Here is a 15544-nt window from a genome sequence, read left to right as displayed (position 1 = left end):
ATATGTCTGTTTTCAGACATTGGTGTATTCATGTACAAATTGATCCTTTCCATTCCGCTGCTGGTTGCAGCACAGGTCGCTGCGGCGGACCCGACCTCCATCAACTCGGTGCGCGTGTCGAAAGAGGGCGGCCTTTATAAGTTCGACGTGACGATCAGCCACAATGATACCGGCTGGGACCACTTTTCGGACGCGTGGCGCATTCTGGATGCCGATGGCAACCAGCTGGCGATCCGCGAATTGATCCACCCCCACGTGGACGAACAACCGCTGACTCGTTCCCTGTCCGGCGTTGAGCTACCCGCAGGCACGACAGAGGTCGGCATTCAGGCCCGCGATACGCAGTCCGGTTGGGGGAAAGAGATCAAGAAGGTCCAGATCAAGTAAGGTTTGGGCTCTGCCGGACGCTAGCGCTAGCGGATTTATACGCGGTGGTATGGGCCGCCCGACAGGATAGAGGCGGCGCGATACAGCTGTTCTGCCAGCATGACGCGCACCAGCATGTGCGGCCAGACCATCTTGCCGAATGACAGCGCATGATCCGCCTCGCGGCGTAGCTCTTTGTCGATGCCATCCGCGCCGCCGATGACAAAGCACAGATCCCCCCGCCCCTGATCGCGCCAGCCCCCTAGACGGGTGGCGAAATCCGGCGAGGTTTCGACCTTCCCCCGTTCGTCCATCACGCAGATCAACGACCCCGCAGGAATGGCACGGCGCAGCAGCGCGGCTTCGGCGGGCATACCGCCATTTTTCTTATCCTCAACCTCGATCACGCGCGCGGGCCCAAGGCCCAGCGCGCGACCGGTTCGATCGAACCGATTCAGATAATCATCAATGAGGTCTTTTTCCGGTCCGGCGCGCAAGCGCCCGACCGCACAGATGTGAACACGCATGAACCCTGCCTGAAAGGCAGCTTAATGCGGCATCACGGCTGGGGCTTCTGTGGTCATCCACATCTTCTCCAGCTGGTAGAATTCGCGGACTTCCGGACGGAACACGTGAACGATCACATCGCCTGTGTCGATCAGCACCCAGTCGCCAGTTTCCTTGCCTTCGACCTTGGGCGAACGGCCATAGTCGTCCTTGACCATCTGGGCCAGCTTTTCGGCGATTGCCGAAACCTGACGCGAAGACCGGCCGGAGCACACAACCATATAGTCGCCGATCGCCGTTTTGCCGCGCAGATCGATCTGCACAACTTCTTCGGCTTTATCGTCGTCAAGCTGGGAAAGGATTGAAGCCAGCAGAGCGTCGCTTGTGGCTGTGTTTTGTTCAGCAGTCATCAGGGCTGCCTGCGGGGTAGCAGTCGGAACTGCATTTGAAAGCGTTGACAGGACATTGTCCTCCTTTAGACGCGCCGACAGTCCCCCGGCGCTGGGGATGTCCTAGAATAGGCACGCCGAAGTGAAATTTCAATGACAAGCGGCCATGACCGGCATTTACCGGCGCGCGCCAGTCGGGGCCGTTCCGAGAGCCACGACACCACCGCTTTGACAGACCGCCCGTAACGCGGCGAGAGAATGGCATGCCCTGACGGGCAAACTCTTGTCTGCTGTGCATTTTTGCCGACGACACTGGCGTTGTCAGGGGGTACCACGACCACCCTCCTCGCAGCGCCATGAAGGTCTGGCCGATAGGCATATGCTCCATCTATGCAGCACGAGCCGGCAGTCGCGCCACGGCGTCGCAAAGCTGCCATGCGCCCGCGACAGGGGGATATGGCGGTTCGGGCGCAGTCACGACAGGCTCACGGCCCCGCTGATTCCCGCCGCTCATTCCTGTGTTGATCCGGCATCTGCACCGGCGCGGGACAGGGCGAGCTTGCTGTCATCCAGAACCTTGACCTCGCGCTGCGGGAAGGGGATCGAAATGCCGTGCTCTTTGAACGCATCCCAAAGTGCCAGATAAACATTCCCCCTGATATTGGTCAGACCGCCTGTCGGGTCCTTGATCCAGAAGCGCAGGATGTAATCGACGCTGCTGTCCCCAAAGCCCACGATATGACAGACCGGAGCCTTGAAGCTCAGCACCCTCTCGACCCCGCTTGCGGCCTCTACCGCAAGCTTGCGCACCACATGGGGATCATCCCCGTAAGCCGTGCCGAAATAGATATCGAGCCGCACAAAATCGTTGGAGTGGGACCAGTTCACCACCTGTCCGGTGATCAGGTCTTCGTTCGGGATCAGATATTCCTTCCCGTCCCGCGTCACGACAGAGGCATAGCGCGCGCCCAAGGTCTGGATCCAGCCGAAGGTGTCGCCAAGGCTGATCACATCCCCCGGCTTGATGGACTTGTCGATAAGGATGATGATCCCCGACACAAGGTTCGACACGACCTTTTGCAGACCGAAACCAAGGCCCACACCAATCGCCCCCGACAGCACCGCAAGCCCGGTAAGGTCAATCCCGACGGCCCTGACCCCCATAAAGAACGCGATGCCATAAAGCGTCAGCTGCACCCCCTTCACCGCCAGCACCTGCATTGAGGGGCTGATGTCTTCGTTCTTGCGGATCGTGGCAGCGCTGGTCTGGCTGATGATCCGCGCCACAGAGAAGAACAGGCCGATCACCACCAGCGCGGTGATCACCGTCAGCAGCGACAGCCGGAAATCCCCAATCGACAGCGCCACCGAATCCAGAAACGCCGAGACGTCATCAACGACGTTCAGCGCATAGAGCGTAGCGTAGATCCACAGCCCCCATGTCACCAGACGCCGCATGGGGCGGTTGCGCACCAGCCGCGCCGCAAAGGCGATACAGACCCAAACAGCCACCAGCGTTGCAAATATGCCGATCAGATAGGACCGCGACGGCCAGGTGATGTTCTGCATCACCAGATAGACCGTCCCTGCCAGCAGGGCGAACCACATGAGCCCCAGACGCCGCTTGACCTGCACCACCATGCGCAGCTGCCACTTGGACCAACCCTCGCGCGAGCGGACCCAGTTTTGCAGCCAGTTACCCGAGGCGTGATGCAGCCCCCATGATATCAGCGCAAGCCCGAGCAGGATGAACATCTGGTACTGACGCCAGCCGGGCTGCATCAGGCTTTCCGCCAATCCGATACCCCCTGCGATCAACGCCTGGATACTCTCAAGGAAATGGGCAAAGGGGTCTGGGGTCATCATGAACTTTCAAGGCAAGAAACTTGTACAGGGCTTCAATGGTGGGACAATCTCGCGCACCGCGCAAGAAGGGATACCCGCACCCATGCACAAGCGCGTGATCCGATGCAGCCACGCCACCACCGTGCACCGTCAGAATCCTTGATCACATGGCCGAAAGCGTCTAGCTAAGCCGCTATGACACATGTTTCAGACGATCTGTTCAACATTTGCGACCGCGCCCGCTTGCGCGAACGCTTTTTCGGGGCAACCCACACCGTGCTGGCGCGACTATAAACGCCCGCCCGCGCCTTGGCGCTCGTCTTTCGTACACCCCTATACTTCGCTTACATAACATACGGGAGAGGACCACATGTCCCCCAAAACGCTCTATGATAAAATCTGGGATGCCCATGTCGCGCACGAGGCCGACGATGGCACCTGCCTTCTGTACATCGACCGTCACCTCGTCCACGAAGTGACCAGCCCGCAAGCCTTTGAAGGGCTGCGGATGACGGGCCGCACCGTGCGCCGCCCTGACCAGACCATCGCTGTGCCCGATCACAACGTGCCGACCACGCTGGACCGCGCCAACGCCGCGACGATGACCGAAGACAGCCGCGTTCAGGTTGCGGCCCTTGATACAAACGCCAAGGAATTCGGCCTGCACTACTACCCCGTGTCTGACGTGCGTCAGGGCATTGTGCACATCGTCGGCCCCGAGCAGGGCTGGACCCTGCCCGGCATGACCGTTGTCTGCGGCGACAGCCACACGGCGACACATGGGGCCTTCGGCTCGCTGGCCCACGGGATCGGCACCTCAGAGGTGGAACACGTGCTGGCGACGCAAACGCTGATCCAGAAGAAATCCAAGAACATGAAGGTCGAGATCACCGGCAAACTTTCCCCCGGTGTGACCGCCAAGGACATCACCATGACCGTGATCGGTGAAACCGGCACGGCGGGCGGCACCGGCTATGTTATCGAATATTGCGGCGAGGCGATCCGTGACCTGTCGATGGAAGGCCGCATGACCGTCTGCAACATGGCCATCGAGGGCGGCGCGCGCGCTGGCCTGATCGCGCCGGACGACAAGACGTTCGAATACTGCAAAGGCCGCCCCCACGCGCCCAAAGGTGCCCAGTGGGAAGCCGCAATGGACTGGTGGAAAACGCTGTATTCCGACGACGACGCCCATTGGGACAAGGTCATCACCATCAAGGGCGAAGACATCGCGCCAGCCGTCACCTGGGGCACCTCGCCCGAAGACGTTTTGCCGATCACCGCCACCGTACCGGCAGCTTCGGACTACACCGGCGGCAAGGTCGACGCGGCGAAACGCGCGATTGAATACATGGGCCTGACCGAAGGCATGGCGCTGACCGATATCGAGATCGACACCGTGTTCATCGGGTCTTGCACCAACGGCCGCATCGAAGACCTGCGCGCTGCCGCGGCAGTCCTGAAGGGCAAGAAGATCAAGGAAGGCATGCGCGCCATGATCGTTCCGGGCTCTGGCCTTGTGCGGGCGCAGGCCGAGGAAGAAGGGCTTGCCGATATCTTCAAGGATGCCGGTTTCGAATGGCGCCTTGCGGGGTGCTCCATGTGTTTGGCGATGAACCCCGACCAACTGGCACCGGGCGAACGCTGCGCATCGACTTCGAACCGCAACTTCGAAGGCCGTCAGGGCTTTAAGGGGCGCACCCATTTGATGTCCCCCGCGATGGCTGCCGCTGCCGCTCTTACCGGACGTTTGACCGATATCCGCAAGCTCGACGCGTAAGCGGCCAGCAGATCAAAGGACAACAAAACCATGAACAAATTCGACAAGCTTTCCGGGATCGCGGCCCCCATGCCGATGGTGAATATCGACACCGATATGATCATCCCCAAGCAGTTCCTGAAAACGATCAAACGGTCGGGCCTTGGCGTGAACCTGTTTGACGAGATGCGCTATGACCGCGACGGCAACGAAGTACCGGAATTCGTGCTCAACAAACCGCAATACCGTGACGCGCAGATTCTTGTAGCGGGCGATAACTTCGGATGTGGTTCTTCGCGGGAACACGCGCCTTGGGCCATCGCCGATTTCGGCATCACCTGTGTCATCGCGCCCAGCTTTGCGGACATCTTCTACAACAACTGTTTTAAGAACGGCATCCTGCCGATCGCCCTGCCGCAAGAGCAGGTGGACCTGTTGATGAAAGACGCCGAAAAAGGCTCTAACGCGCGGATCGAAGTGGATCTTGAGGCGCAGACGATCACCAGCTCTGACGGCGAAGTCATCAGCTTCCAGGTTGACGCGTTCAAGAAGCACTGCCTGATGAACGGGCTCGACGATATTGGTCTGACGCTGGAAAAAGCGGCCTCTATCGACAGCTTCGAATCTGCCGCTGCACAGGCACGCCCCTGGGTCTGACCCTCACGGGCCCGGCCCGACGGGCTGGCGCGCTTGACCTAACCACGGGTTGAGTTCTATACATGGTTGTGGGCACCGCTTTGTTGCCCACAACAGACCGCGGGTTGCGTCATTTTCGCCGCAGCTATGATGCAATATCGCACCACACCTGCGCTCAAAATGTCTCAGATCCGCGCCCATCGTCAGGAACGGGCTTGAGGAATGTGGCGAAAGAAGACACAATTGAGGCAATTCTGAGGCAGGCCTTCGACACCCGAGGGCATCAAGTTGGAACAAGCACGCGGCAAAGAATCGTGGCTGGCCAGTTTGGAAGGGTAGTTTTGTGATTGCACGTATATCCGGCGCGGCAGCGCGTGGCATTCTGGTGGCATTGTTGATTGCAACGCCCGCCCTCATGTTACCCGATGCGTTGAACGATTCCAGCCAGATCACAATGCTGGTGGCGCTGATCGCCTGCTTTCTGACGTTCATCGAATACAACTCGAACTTCCCCAGCATCATCGAATTCCGCGACGCGGCCCCCTTCAACCGGCTGCGCTATGTCTGCTTGCTGGTCACCATCATCCTGCTGACGTTGATCCTGAAGCAAAAGGTCAGCCCCTCGGTTCTGGGCGGTGCCATGACCTCTATCGGGACGATCCTTGGCAATGCGATGGATTTCCCCTTTTCGCCGGTGCGCATGATTGTCCTGATGCTACCCGAAAGCGCCAGCGACGCGCTGGTGACATCGGTACGTACGTCCGCGGGCATGGCCTATCTGATCTCGCTGATCTCGATGGGGGCGTTTCTGGTGCTGGTGCGCATCATGAATTGGCCGGTGCGTCAGGGGGCCTTTAACGTCTGGGTGAACCTGCCGCTGTTCGACCCGACCGCGGGCGGCGATGTCATCTATCGTCTGCAACGGGACGCGCGCATCAATATCGCGCTTGGCTTCCTTCTGCCCTTCCTGATCCCCGCAGTAGTCAAAGCGGCGGCCGATCTGCTAGACCCGATTACATTACAGAACCCGCATACCCAGATCTGGACAGTCGCCGCATGGGCCTTCCTTCCTGCCAGCATCATCATGCGCGGCATTGCCATGGGCAAGATCGCCGAGATGATCGAAGAGAAACGCCGTCGCGCCTATGCCGACGAGGCGGAGAAAGATCACGGCTTGCAGCCAGCCTGATCGCAGGCGTCTTGCTGGCCGCCCCCCCCGCGGTCGCAGAGCCCCTGCGCATCGCCACCTTCAACACCGAATTATCGCGGGCCGGACCGGGTCTGCTGCTGCGCGACATTGCCAAAGGGGCGGACCCGCAGGTTACCGCTGTGACGCGTCTGCTGGCGGATGTTGCCGCCGATATCATCGTGCTGCAGGGGGTGGATTACGATCTTGGCGGCACAACGCTTGGCGCTTTGGCGGACAGGCTTGGCGAGGCTGGCCCCAGCTACCCCTACCGTTTCGCGCTGCCTCCGAATGCGGGACGGCCTACGGGTTTGGATATGGACGGCGACGGTAAAACGGGCGGCGCGCGCGATGGTCAGGGCTATGGCCGCTTCTTCGGTGCGGGCGCGATGGCGATCCTGTCGCGCTATCCCGCGCGACACACCGACGTTCAGGATTACAGCGATTTTCTGTGGCGTGACCTGCCCGATGCGCTGCTGCCGCAGACGGCTAATGGCCCCTTCCCCTCTGCCGCGGCGCAAGAAGTCCAGCGTCTTGCCTCGCACGGGGCATGGGTCGTGCCGCTCGACATCCCTGACCAAGCCCCCCTGACCCTGCTGACCTTCTATGCCACGCCCCCTGTGTTCGACGGACCAGAGGACCGCAACGGCAAACGCAACCATGATGAGATCCTGTTCTGGGACCACTATCTGGCAGGCACCTTCGGCCCGCCGCCAACAGACCGTTTTATCCTGCTGGGGGATGCAAATCTTGATCCGGCGAAAGGCGAAGGGCTGCGCGCCGCGATCCAGACGCTGCTGGATCACCCCGCGCTGCAAGACCCGCTGGCGGGTCAGCCCACCGTCACCTTCGACGGTTTGGGCGATATGCGCGTCGACTATTTACTGCCCTCAACCGACTGGCGCGTCGTGGCCACTGGTGTGGCTCGCGACCCTGCTGCCAGCCGCCATGGCGTGGTCTGGGTCGATCTTGACCGCTAGCCGTTCTTGACCCCTCTGCCTCCCCGCGCTACCCCGCTATCAACGTATTTTTCAGGAGACATCGCATGGCCAACCCCACATTGCTAATCCTCGCCGGTGACGGCATCGGCCCCGAGGTCATGGGCCAGGTTGTTCGCATCATCGACTGGTTTGGCGACAAGCGCGATCTGGCCTTCGACGTGGATCACGATCTGGTCGGCGGTGCCGCCTATGACAAACACGGCACCCCCCTACATGACGACACGATGGCCAAAGCGCTGGCGGCGGATGCTGTTCTGCTGGGTGCCGTTGGCGGGCCGAAATACGACGAGCTTGATTTCAGCGTCAAACCCGAACGCGGCCTGCTGCGCCTGCGCAAGGAAATGGACCTGTTTTCGAACCTGCGTCCGGCACAGTGTTTTGATGCGCTGGCGGATTTCTCCTCGCTGAAGAAAGGCCTCGTTGCCGGGCTCGACATCATGATCGTGCGCGAGTTGACATCGGGTGTCTACTTTGGCGAACCGCGCGGGATTTTCGAGGAAGGCAACGAACGCGTTGGCATCAACACACAGCGCTACACCGAATCCGAGATCGACCGTGTCGCACGGTCAGCCTTTGAACTGGCGCGTCGTCGGGGCAACAAAGTCTGCTCGATGGAGAAAGCCAACGTCATGGAAAGCGGCATCCTGTGGCGCGAAGTCGTGCAGAAAGTGCATGACGAAGACTACCCCGATGTCGAGCTGTCCCACATGTACGCCGACAACGGCGCGATGCAACTGGTGCGCGCGCCCAAGCAGTTCGACGTGATCGTCACCGACAACCTGTTCGGCGACATTCTGTCCGACTGTGCCGCGATGCTGACAGGCTCGCTGGGGATGCTGCCCTCTGCCTCGCTGGGTGCGCCAAATGCTGATGGCCGCCCCAAAGCGCTGTACGAGCCCGTCCACGGCTCCGCCCCCGATATCGCGGGTCAAGGCAAGGCGAACCCCATCGCCTGTATCCTCAGCTTTGCCATGGCGCTGCGCTATTCCTTCGACCAAGGCGATGAAGCCGCGCGTCTGGAAAAAGCCGTTGAAAAAGTGCTCGCCGATGGGGCACGCACCGCGGATCTGATGGGCCCCGAAGGCGGCTCTCCTATCTCGACCTCCGAAATGGGCGACGCGATCCTCGCCGCCCTGGACGCGAGCCTGTAAGACAAAAAGCGCAGCCCTGCCGGATGACCGGCGGGGCTGATCCCCTTGAGCTGTGGCACAGGTCAAGCCGCTTTGGTTGCCCTCGCCCGCCCCGATAGCAAACGCAATCTAGAGGCAAATTCCCCACGATCTACGTAGCAACCGTGGAGATGACGAAACCCCGTAGATGGATCAAAGGAGTCTCGTCCATGAAGGACACGGCGATTGTCAAAGACAACCATTTCACCTGCCTTCAGCTTTAACGTGATGCGGTATTTAGGGTCACGGGTCTTGGACATATAAGCGCGATAAGCACGGTAATAGGCAGGCATAATATCCGCCGGCATATCAAAGACGCCTGCAAGGTGCGCGTTATAGCGTATTTCGATCACGTCACCCGCAGCGCCCAGTGTGATCACCGGTTTATAGACCAAGATATCTGCATCGCCATCATGAAACCGGAACGGGATTGCGACATCACAAAGCAGTTCGAACGCCTCGGGATTTTCAGTGCGCAAATCTTCTGCCATTGCAAATCCGTCAGCAAACAATGATCCGCCTCCCGTCGCCTCGTTGGCGAGGCAATGTAGGAACTGATAGCCGGGTGGCACCTCTTGGTTTGGCAAATCTGTATGCAATGGCAGTGCGACTGACGTATATGCCAGGTTGTTGGGATCAGGCTTGTTGATCACTTCAAACGTAGTGCCAAAGTTGGTTTTCCGCAGGAAATCGATCCGTTCCGCGACATCAACGCCTGCGCTTGTCCGGTCGTCAAGGTTTTCAACGATGCTAAGACCGTCAGCAGCGGTGACCTTCATCCATGTCTCAAGCGCGGTGTCGTCCTCCATGATGGGTGAGGCCGGATACCGAGCGACGCTGTGCTCTGACCGCCAAAGCCGCGCTTCGATTGCGGCAGGATCAGCGGCGCGTTGGCCAGGGCGGTGCTGCGATAAAAGTGAGGATGGCAGTTGGCTGATATGTCCATCTTCGTAGCTTAGATGAACTTCATCGCCGTCAAACTCTGCGGACGACAGCACGGGCGCATCCTCAAGCGAAAGTAAGTCCAAAAGGCGTTCGTGGGTCTGGGGGTGCAATCCAGAAGGGCAGTTGTCGCGCAACCAGATGATTGGGAAATCTGTGGTGGTCATATCCGTCCAAGTCACGGCAAGCGTGTCGGCACGGACCGTAAGGTCGCGGATCGTCATGTTTTATCCAGTTCGTTTTGATGGCTTTTAAAGTTGATCGCAAAGATCAACAGCAGGGCGGCGGCCACCACTCCTGCGTCTTGCCAAATGGCGCACCCATCGCGCGCCACTCCAGCACCAAACTTGAACGTCCCGTCATCATAAGGCACGACGGTAAGCTGCCCTAGCATATACGGCAAGCCAACTTTCACCGCGGTAAAGAAAATGAGAAGTGAGGCGAACTGTAGTGAAGAACCGTTTTCTGATCTGGTCTTTGCCACTGATGCAATTTGTTGGTGAATGTCAGGGGATCGGCGATCATGTGCCCAATGCCACCTGCTGCGGTCAATTGACTGTCTCGTCGACCCGAGCAGTATCCGCCCGCATCTTGCTGACTCATCTGGCCAAGCATAGCGCCTTCCGCATGACCAAGATCAACATGAGCGGCATAAGATCGATAGCATGCGCTAAATTACACCAGCGCCTTTTCAGACCTAATAACGGCCCCCGCGACCGCTGTCGTCCGAGCTTGATGCGAGAAGGACAATACCCGAGGACACGGAGAAAACGTGCACCATTGATATAAATGGTGACCCCGGCAGGATTCGAACCTGCAACCTGCCCCTTAGGAGGGGGCTGCTCTATCCAGTTGAGCCACGGGGCCACGGGGTTGGCTTAGCGCAAAACGGGGTGGTGATCCAGTCACACTGCGGGGTGGTGCGGCAACGCTGTAGCGGGGGGCTTGATATGGTGATTGCCTGCGCCCGACCGACGCACTACGCTGTTGATAGAATACCACTTTCAAGCAGGACAAGCGCCTTTGACACAGCCTCCGAAACGCCCGTTGACCCTTCGTGATGTATCCGATGCCTGCGGGGTGTCGGAAATGACGGTCAGCCGGGTTCTGCGAAAACGCGGTGACGTGTCCGAAGCGACGCGGCGGCGGGTGCTGGCTGCGGCGAAAGAGCTGGGGTATGTGCCCAACCAGATTGCCGGATCTCTTGCGTCGCAACGGGTGAACCTTGTCGCGGTCATTATCCCGTCGCTGTCGAACATGGTCTTTCCCGAGGTGCTGAACGGCGTCAATCAGGTGCTTGAAGACACGCCGCTGCAGCCGGTCGTGGGCGTCACCGACTATATGCCCGAAAAGGAAGAGCGCGTTTTGTACGAAATGCTGTCCTGGCGGCCTTCGGGCGTGATCATCGCGGGACTGGAACATTCCGAGGCGACGCGTGCCATGCTCAAGAACGCGGGCATCCCCGTGGTCGAGATCATGGACGTGGACGGGCGTCCGATTGATGCGATGGTCGGGATTTCGCACCGCCGTGCGGGGCAGGAAATGGCCAAGGCGATCCTCAAGGAAGGCTATGAACACATCGGTTTCATGGGCACCAAGATGCCGCTTGACCACCGCGCCCGCAAACGGTTCGAAGGGTTTACCGAAGGGCTTGCCAAAGCCGGGATAGAGATCGAGGACCGCGCGTTCTACTCCGGCGGTTCTGCGCTGGCCAAGGGGCGCGAGATGACGCAGGACATGCTGGAACGGTCGCCCGAGCTGGATTTCCTGTATTATTCAAACGACATGATCGGCGCGGGCGGATTGCTGTATCTGATCGATCAGGGCATCGATATTCCGGGCCAGATCGGCCTTGCCGGTTTCAACAACGTCGAACTGCTACAGGGCTTGCCCCGTCAGCTTGCCACGATGGACGCCTGTCGGCTCGAGATCGGACAGGCCGCGGCGCGTATCATTTTGAACGATACATTGGATGAACCGGACCCCGACCTGCAAACGCAGATTACCCTGACACCGACCCTGTCGCTGGGGGACACGCTGCGCCGCAACCGCAAGGTATGACCCTGCCGCTGATCGGCAACCGCGACGCCCGTCGCGTCTTTCTAAATCGCCATCTGCTGAGCGATGCACCCCAGGGGCCCGCCAGCGGGAACGACCTGTTGCAACTGATCCAGGGCCTGGGCTTTGTGCAGTTGGACAGCATCAATACCGTGGCGCGGGCGCATGATCTGATCCTGTTTTCGCGCCGCCAACGCTATCGCCCGCAAGCGTTGAAGACCTTATATGAACGCGATGGGGCGCTGTTTGAACACTGGACCCATGACGCCGCGGTGATCCCGATGGGATACTACCCCCATTGGGAATTGCGCCGCCAGCGGGACGCGCAGATGCTGCGCCAGCGGTATAAGGACTGGCACCAACATGATTTCGAGGGGCGGTTCCAGTCCGTGCTGGACCAGGTCCGCGAACAGGGGCCGGTGTCGTCGTCTGATGTCGGGCAGGATGAACCGCGATCAAACGGCGGGTGGTGGGATTGGCATCCCTCCAAAACCGCGCTGGAGTATCTGTGGCGCGCAGGGGCGCTTTGCGTCGTGGGGCGGGACGGTTTCCAGAAACGCTATGACCTGACAGAGCGGGTGATCGACGCGGCGCTATGCGACCCGTCGCAGGCACCGGATGAGGCCCAGACCATCGATTGGTGTTGCAACGGCGCGCTGGATCGTCTGGGCTTTGCCACACCGGGGGAGCTGGCGGCATTCTGGGCGCATATCTCTCCGGCAGAGGCGAAGGCATGGGTCCAGCGGGAACAGGCCGCCGGACGCGTGGAGCAGGTGCAGATCGCGGGTGCCGACGGCACAGTCCATCGCAGCTTTGCCCGTCCCGGTTTGGCAAGCGACCCCGCGATAGACATGGCTCAGACCGCACGGCTACGGGTACTGAGCCCCTTTGACCCGGCCTTGCGCGATCGCAAACGCGCCGAACGTCTGTTCGGCTTCCGCTACCGGATAGAGATGTTCGTGCCCGCGCCCAAACGGGTCTATGGCTATTATGTTTTTCCGATCCTGCAGGGCGACAGCATCATTGCGCGGGTGGATATGAAAGCGCACCGTGACCGCGATACGCTGGTTGTGCGCGCGCTTTGGCCTGAGCCGGGCAGCCGTTGGGGCAAAGGCAAACAGGCCGCTTTCGAGGCAGAGCTGGCCCGCATCACCCGTCTGGCAGGCGTCAGTCAGATCGCTTTCGAAGACGGCTGGCTTCGTTAACCCACCCCGTTTCGATGAACGAATTGGCGGTACATGCCTACGCACGCGGCGACGATGACAATTTGTAAACATTTTGTTGACGTATTGCTTTTCCCTGCCAAAGTGAGCGGAAAGGAATCAAGAACCATGTCGAACCGTCTTTGCTTTCATCCCAAGGGTCGCCCATGACGCGCCATGTGATCGTCGTGGGGGCGGGGATCGTCGGTGTGTCATCGGCGATCTGGCTGCAACGCGCAGGCGCGCAGGTCACAATCATTGACCGCGCGGCCCCGGGGACAGGCACGTCACATGGGAACGCGGGCGTGCTGGCGGCCTGCGCGGTGGCACCCGTCACCGCCCCCGGCCTGATCGCCAAAGCCCCCGCGATGCTGCTGAACCCGGATGTGCCGCTTTATCTGCGCCTGCCCTATCTGCCGCGTCTGCTGCCTTGGCTGGCAAAGTATCTGCGGGTCGCGAACGACCGCGACACCCGCCGGATTGCGCAGGGGCTCGCGCCTATTGTCAGTGACAGTGTGGACCAACACAAAAGCCTGACCGCCGATCTGGGCCTGTCCGACTGGGTAAGTGACAGCGATTATGTTTTCGCCTATCGCAACCGCGCCGCGTTTGACGCCGAAGCCTACACCTGGGCGCTGCGGGCGGAGGCGGGGTTCGCGCCAGAACTGATCGAGGGGCCGCAGATACACGAGTATGAACCCACGCTCGGGACGGATATTCACCTACTTGCCATTATGAAGAACCACGGCTTTATCCGCGATCCCGGCGGCTATGTCAGCGCGCTGGCGCGGGCGTTCGAACAACGCGGCGGCACGATCCTGCAGGCCGAGGTCAAGGATTTCGACCTGTCCGACGGCGCGATTTCCGGGGTCGAGACGACCCAAGGCCGCGTGGCCTGTGACGATATCGTGCTGGCCACCGGCGTCTGGTCGAAACCGCTGATGGCCAAGCTGGGGCTGAACGTCCCGCTGGAAAGCGAACGCGGCTATCATGTGATATTCGAGGGGGCGACGGGCGGGCCCGCGCGCCCCGTGATGATCGCCAGCGGGAAATTCGTTGCCACCCCCATGGCGCAGGGCCTACGCTGCGCGGGTATTCTGGAATTCGGCGGGCTTGACGCAGCCCCGTCCAAGGCACCGCTGGCGCTGCTGCGGCGACAGGCCAAGGCCGCCTTTCCACAGCTTCGGGCCACGCGCGAAATCGAATGGCTGGGGCACAGACCTGCCCCCAGCGACAGCCTGCCCCTGATCGGACAGGTTGGCACAAGCCGGGTCTTTACCGCCTTTGGGCATCACCACATCGGGTTGACAGGCGGGCCCAAAACAGGCCGCCTCGTCGCAGGATTGGTTATGGGGCAACCCGTCAACACCGACCTGCAGCCCTATGCACCGCAACGGTTTAGCAGGGGCTAACCCCGCAAGCCAAAGACATACCAACTAGGAGAGAACCACATGAAACGGACCACCACATTGATGACAGGCGTCGCGACCGCCGCCCTGACGGTCACCACCGCACTGCCCGCTTTCGCGGCTGAGAAATGGGACATGCCGATGGCCTATTCGGCGTCGAACTTCCATTCCGAGAACGGCGTTGAATTCGCTAACTGCGTGACCGAAGGCACCGCGGGCGAGATCGAGATCACCGTGCACCCCGGCGGGTCGCTGATCGCGGGTGCCGACATCAAACGCGCGATCCAGACCGGTCAGGTCCAGCTGGGCGAACGCATCCTGTCGGGGCACCAGAATGAAAACGCGATCTTCGGCTTTGATTCCATCCCCTTCCTCGCGCCGTCCTTCGAGGCGTCCGACAAGCTGTGGCAAGCCGCGAAACCCAAGATCGAAGAGCTGCTGGCAGAGCAGAACCTGACGCTGCTTTATAACGTGCCATGGCCGCCACAGGGCCTGTACTTCAAGAAAGAGGTCAAGACGATCGAGGACATGAAGGGCGTCAAGTTCCGGTCCTATAACAACGCCACCAGCCGTCTGGCAGAGCTGACCGGCATGCTGCCCGTCACCATCGAAGCCGCCGAGCTGAGCCAGGCTTTCGCCACTGGCGTTGCGGAATCCATGATCTCGTCCGGTGCGACCGGCTATGACCAGAAAGTCTGGGAAAGCCTGACCCATTTCTACGAGGTCGACGCCTGGCTGCCGCGCAACTACATCATGGTAAACAACGACGTGTGGAACGATGTCTCGGACGAGAACAAGGCGATCATCACCACCTGTGCCAGCGATGCGGAAACGCGCGGGCTGCAAGCCTCCAAGGATTATACGCAGTTCACCTATGACGGGCTGCGCGAAGGCGGCATGACCGTGGAACCCGCCAGCGAAGATCTGATGTCCGGCCTGCGCGATATTGGCGGCACCATGACCTCCGAATGGCTGGAGAATGCAGGCGAGGACGGTCAGGCGATCGTCGATAGCTACAAATCCATGCAGTAAATCAGCGAACGGCGGCACCCCTCACAGGTGCCGCCGTTTGACG

At 60.4% G+C, this 15544-nt stretch carries 16 protein-coding genes and 1 tRNA gene; 11 read left to right on the top strand and 6 right to left on the bottom strand.

The genetic code is table 11. The annotated features are described in order from the left end of the window. The first annotated feature begins 30 nt into the window (after positions 1–30). The gene (locus tag GLP43_RS03280; protein WP_064216286.1) at positions 31–387 is read left to right on the top strand and encodes a hypothetical protein; all 357 of its coding nucleotides are present in this window, start codon (positions 31–33) and stop codon (positions 385–387) included. Between the two features lie 35 nt (positions 388–422). Here GLP43_RS03280 and rlmH read toward each other — a convergent pair whose 3' ends face one another. The 3 genes from rlmH to GLP43_RS03265 all read right to left on the bottom strand — a co-directional run bounded on the left by rlmH (position 423) and on the right by GLP43_RS03265 (position 3128). After that, complete coding sequence (gene rlmH / locus GLP43_RS03275; protein WP_237278182.1) at positions 423–893, bottom strand: 23S rRNA (pseudouridine(1915)-N(3))-methyltransferase RlmH; 471 nt, start codon at positions 891–893, stop codon at positions 423–425. 21 nt (positions 894–914) lie between these two features. After that, positions 915–1283: a ribosome silencing factor gene (gene rsfS / locus GLP43_RS03270; protein ID WP_005851034.1), complete on the bottom strand. Its 369-nt coding sequence runs from the start codon at positions 1281–1283 to the stop codon at positions 915–917. 489 nt (positions 1284–1772) lie between these two features. After that, positions 1773–3128 carry a mechanosensitive ion channel family protein gene (locus tag GLP43_RS03265; protein ID WP_237278181.1) on the bottom strand — a complete coding sequence of 452 codons (1356 nt, stop codon included), beginning with the start codon at positions 3126–3128 and terminating at the stop codon, positions 1773–1775. 174 nt (positions 3129–3302) lie between these two features. On the opposite strand from GLP43_RS03265, the gene GLP43_RS03260 reads away from it, so the two are divergent. From GLP43_RS03260 to leuB, 6 genes are all read left to right on the top strand, one after another. Further along, positions 3303–3401 (top strand): hypothetical protein, encoded by a 99-nt coding sequence (locus tag GLP43_RS03260; protein WP_037954076.1) that lies wholly within the window; start codon positions 3303–3305, stop codon positions 3399–3401. 76 nt (positions 3402–3477) lie between these two features. After that, positions 3478–4887: a 3-isopropylmalate dehydratase large subunit gene (gene leuC, locus GLP43_RS03255; protein WP_237278180.1), complete on the top strand. Its 1410-nt coding sequence runs from the start codon at positions 3478–3480 to the stop codon at positions 4885–4887. Positions 4888–4917: 30 nt separating this feature from the next. After that, complete coding sequence (gene leuD / locus GLP43_RS03250; protein WP_237278179.1) at positions 4918–5523, top strand: 3-isopropylmalate dehydratase small subunit; 606 nt, start codon at positions 4918–4920, stop codon at positions 5521–5523. A gap of 322 nt (positions 5524–5845) precedes the next feature. Next, positions 5846–6691, top strand: coding sequence for a hypothetical protein (locus GLP43_RS03245; protein ID WP_005851026.1), 846 nt, complete (start codon positions 5846–5848; stop codon positions 6689–6691). Between the two features lie 11 nt (positions 6692–6702). Next, positions 6703–7668: an endonuclease/exonuclease/phosphatase family protein gene (locus GLP43_RS03240; protein ID WP_237278178.1), complete on the top strand. Its 966-nt coding sequence runs from the start codon at positions 6703–6705 to the stop codon at positions 7666–7668. Positions 7669–7733: 65 nt separating this feature from the next. Then, positions 7734–8840 carry a 3-isopropylmalate dehydrogenase gene (gene leuB, locus GLP43_RS03235; protein ID WP_237278177.1) on the top strand — a complete coding sequence of 369 codons (1107 nt, stop codon included), beginning with the start codon at positions 7734–7736 and terminating at the stop codon, positions 8838–8840. 62 nt (positions 8841–8902) lie between these two features. Here leuB and GLP43_RS03230 read toward each other — a convergent pair whose 3' ends face one another. The 3 genes from GLP43_RS03230 to GLP43_RS03220 all read right to left on the bottom strand — a co-directional run bounded on the left by GLP43_RS03230 (position 8903) and on the right by GLP43_RS03220 (position 10667). After that, positions 8903–10024: a TauD/TfdA family dioxygenase gene (locus GLP43_RS03230; protein WP_237278176.1), complete on the bottom strand. Its 1122-nt coding sequence runs from the start codon at positions 10022–10024 to the stop codon at positions 8903–8905. Then, complete coding sequence (locus tag GLP43_RS03225; RefSeq protein ID WP_237278175.1) at positions 10021–10284, bottom strand: hypothetical protein; 264 nt, start codon at positions 10282–10284, stop codon at positions 10021–10023. Before GLP43_RS03225 ends, GLP43_RS03230 begins: the two co-directional genes overlap by 4 nt. A gap of 306 nt (positions 10285–10590) precedes the next feature. Continuing rightward, positions 10591–10667: transfer RNA gene (locus GLP43_RS03220), tRNA-Arg, on the bottom strand. A 156-nt stretch (positions 10668–10823) separates the two neighbouring features. Here GLP43_RS03220 and GLP43_RS03215 point away from each other — a divergent pair. The 4 genes from GLP43_RS03215 to GLP43_RS03200 all read left to right on the top strand — a co-directional run bounded on the left by GLP43_RS03215 (position 10824) and on the right by GLP43_RS03200 (position 15501). Beyond that, on the top strand, positions 10824–11861 hold the full coding sequence (locus GLP43_RS03215) for a LacI family DNA-binding transcriptional regulator (RefSeq protein ID WP_272903175.1): 1038 nt from the start codon (positions 10824–10826) through the stop codon (positions 11859–11861). Next, on the top strand, positions 11858–13063 hold the full coding sequence (locus tag GLP43_RS03210) for a winged helix-turn-helix domain-containing protein (protein WP_237278174.1): 1206 nt from the start codon (positions 11858–11860) through the stop codon (positions 13061–13063). Before GLP43_RS03215 ends, GLP43_RS03210 begins: the two co-directional genes overlap by 4 nt. Before the next feature lie 164 nt (positions 13064–13227). Then, positions 13228–14472 (top strand): NAD(P)/FAD-dependent oxidoreductase, encoded by a 1245-nt coding sequence (locus GLP43_RS03205; RefSeq protein ID WP_237278173.1) that lies wholly within the window; start codon positions 13228–13230, stop codon positions 14470–14472. Between the two features lie 39 nt (positions 14473–14511). Then, on the top strand, positions 14512–15501 hold the full coding sequence (locus GLP43_RS03200; RefSeq protein ID WP_237278172.1) for a TRAP transporter substrate-binding protein: 990 nt from the start codon (positions 14512–14514) through the stop codon (positions 15499–15501). Positions 15502–15544 lie beyond the last annotated feature (43 nt).

The sequence above is a fragment of the Sulfitobacter sp. M39 genome, from assembly GCF_021735935.1.
Classification (GTDB): domain Bacteria; phylum Pseudomonadota; class Alphaproteobacteria; order Rhodobacterales; family Rhodobacteraceae; genus Sulfitobacter.
Note: the sequence above shows the minus strand (reverse complement) of the source record. Positions and strands in the feature narration are given on the sequence as shown.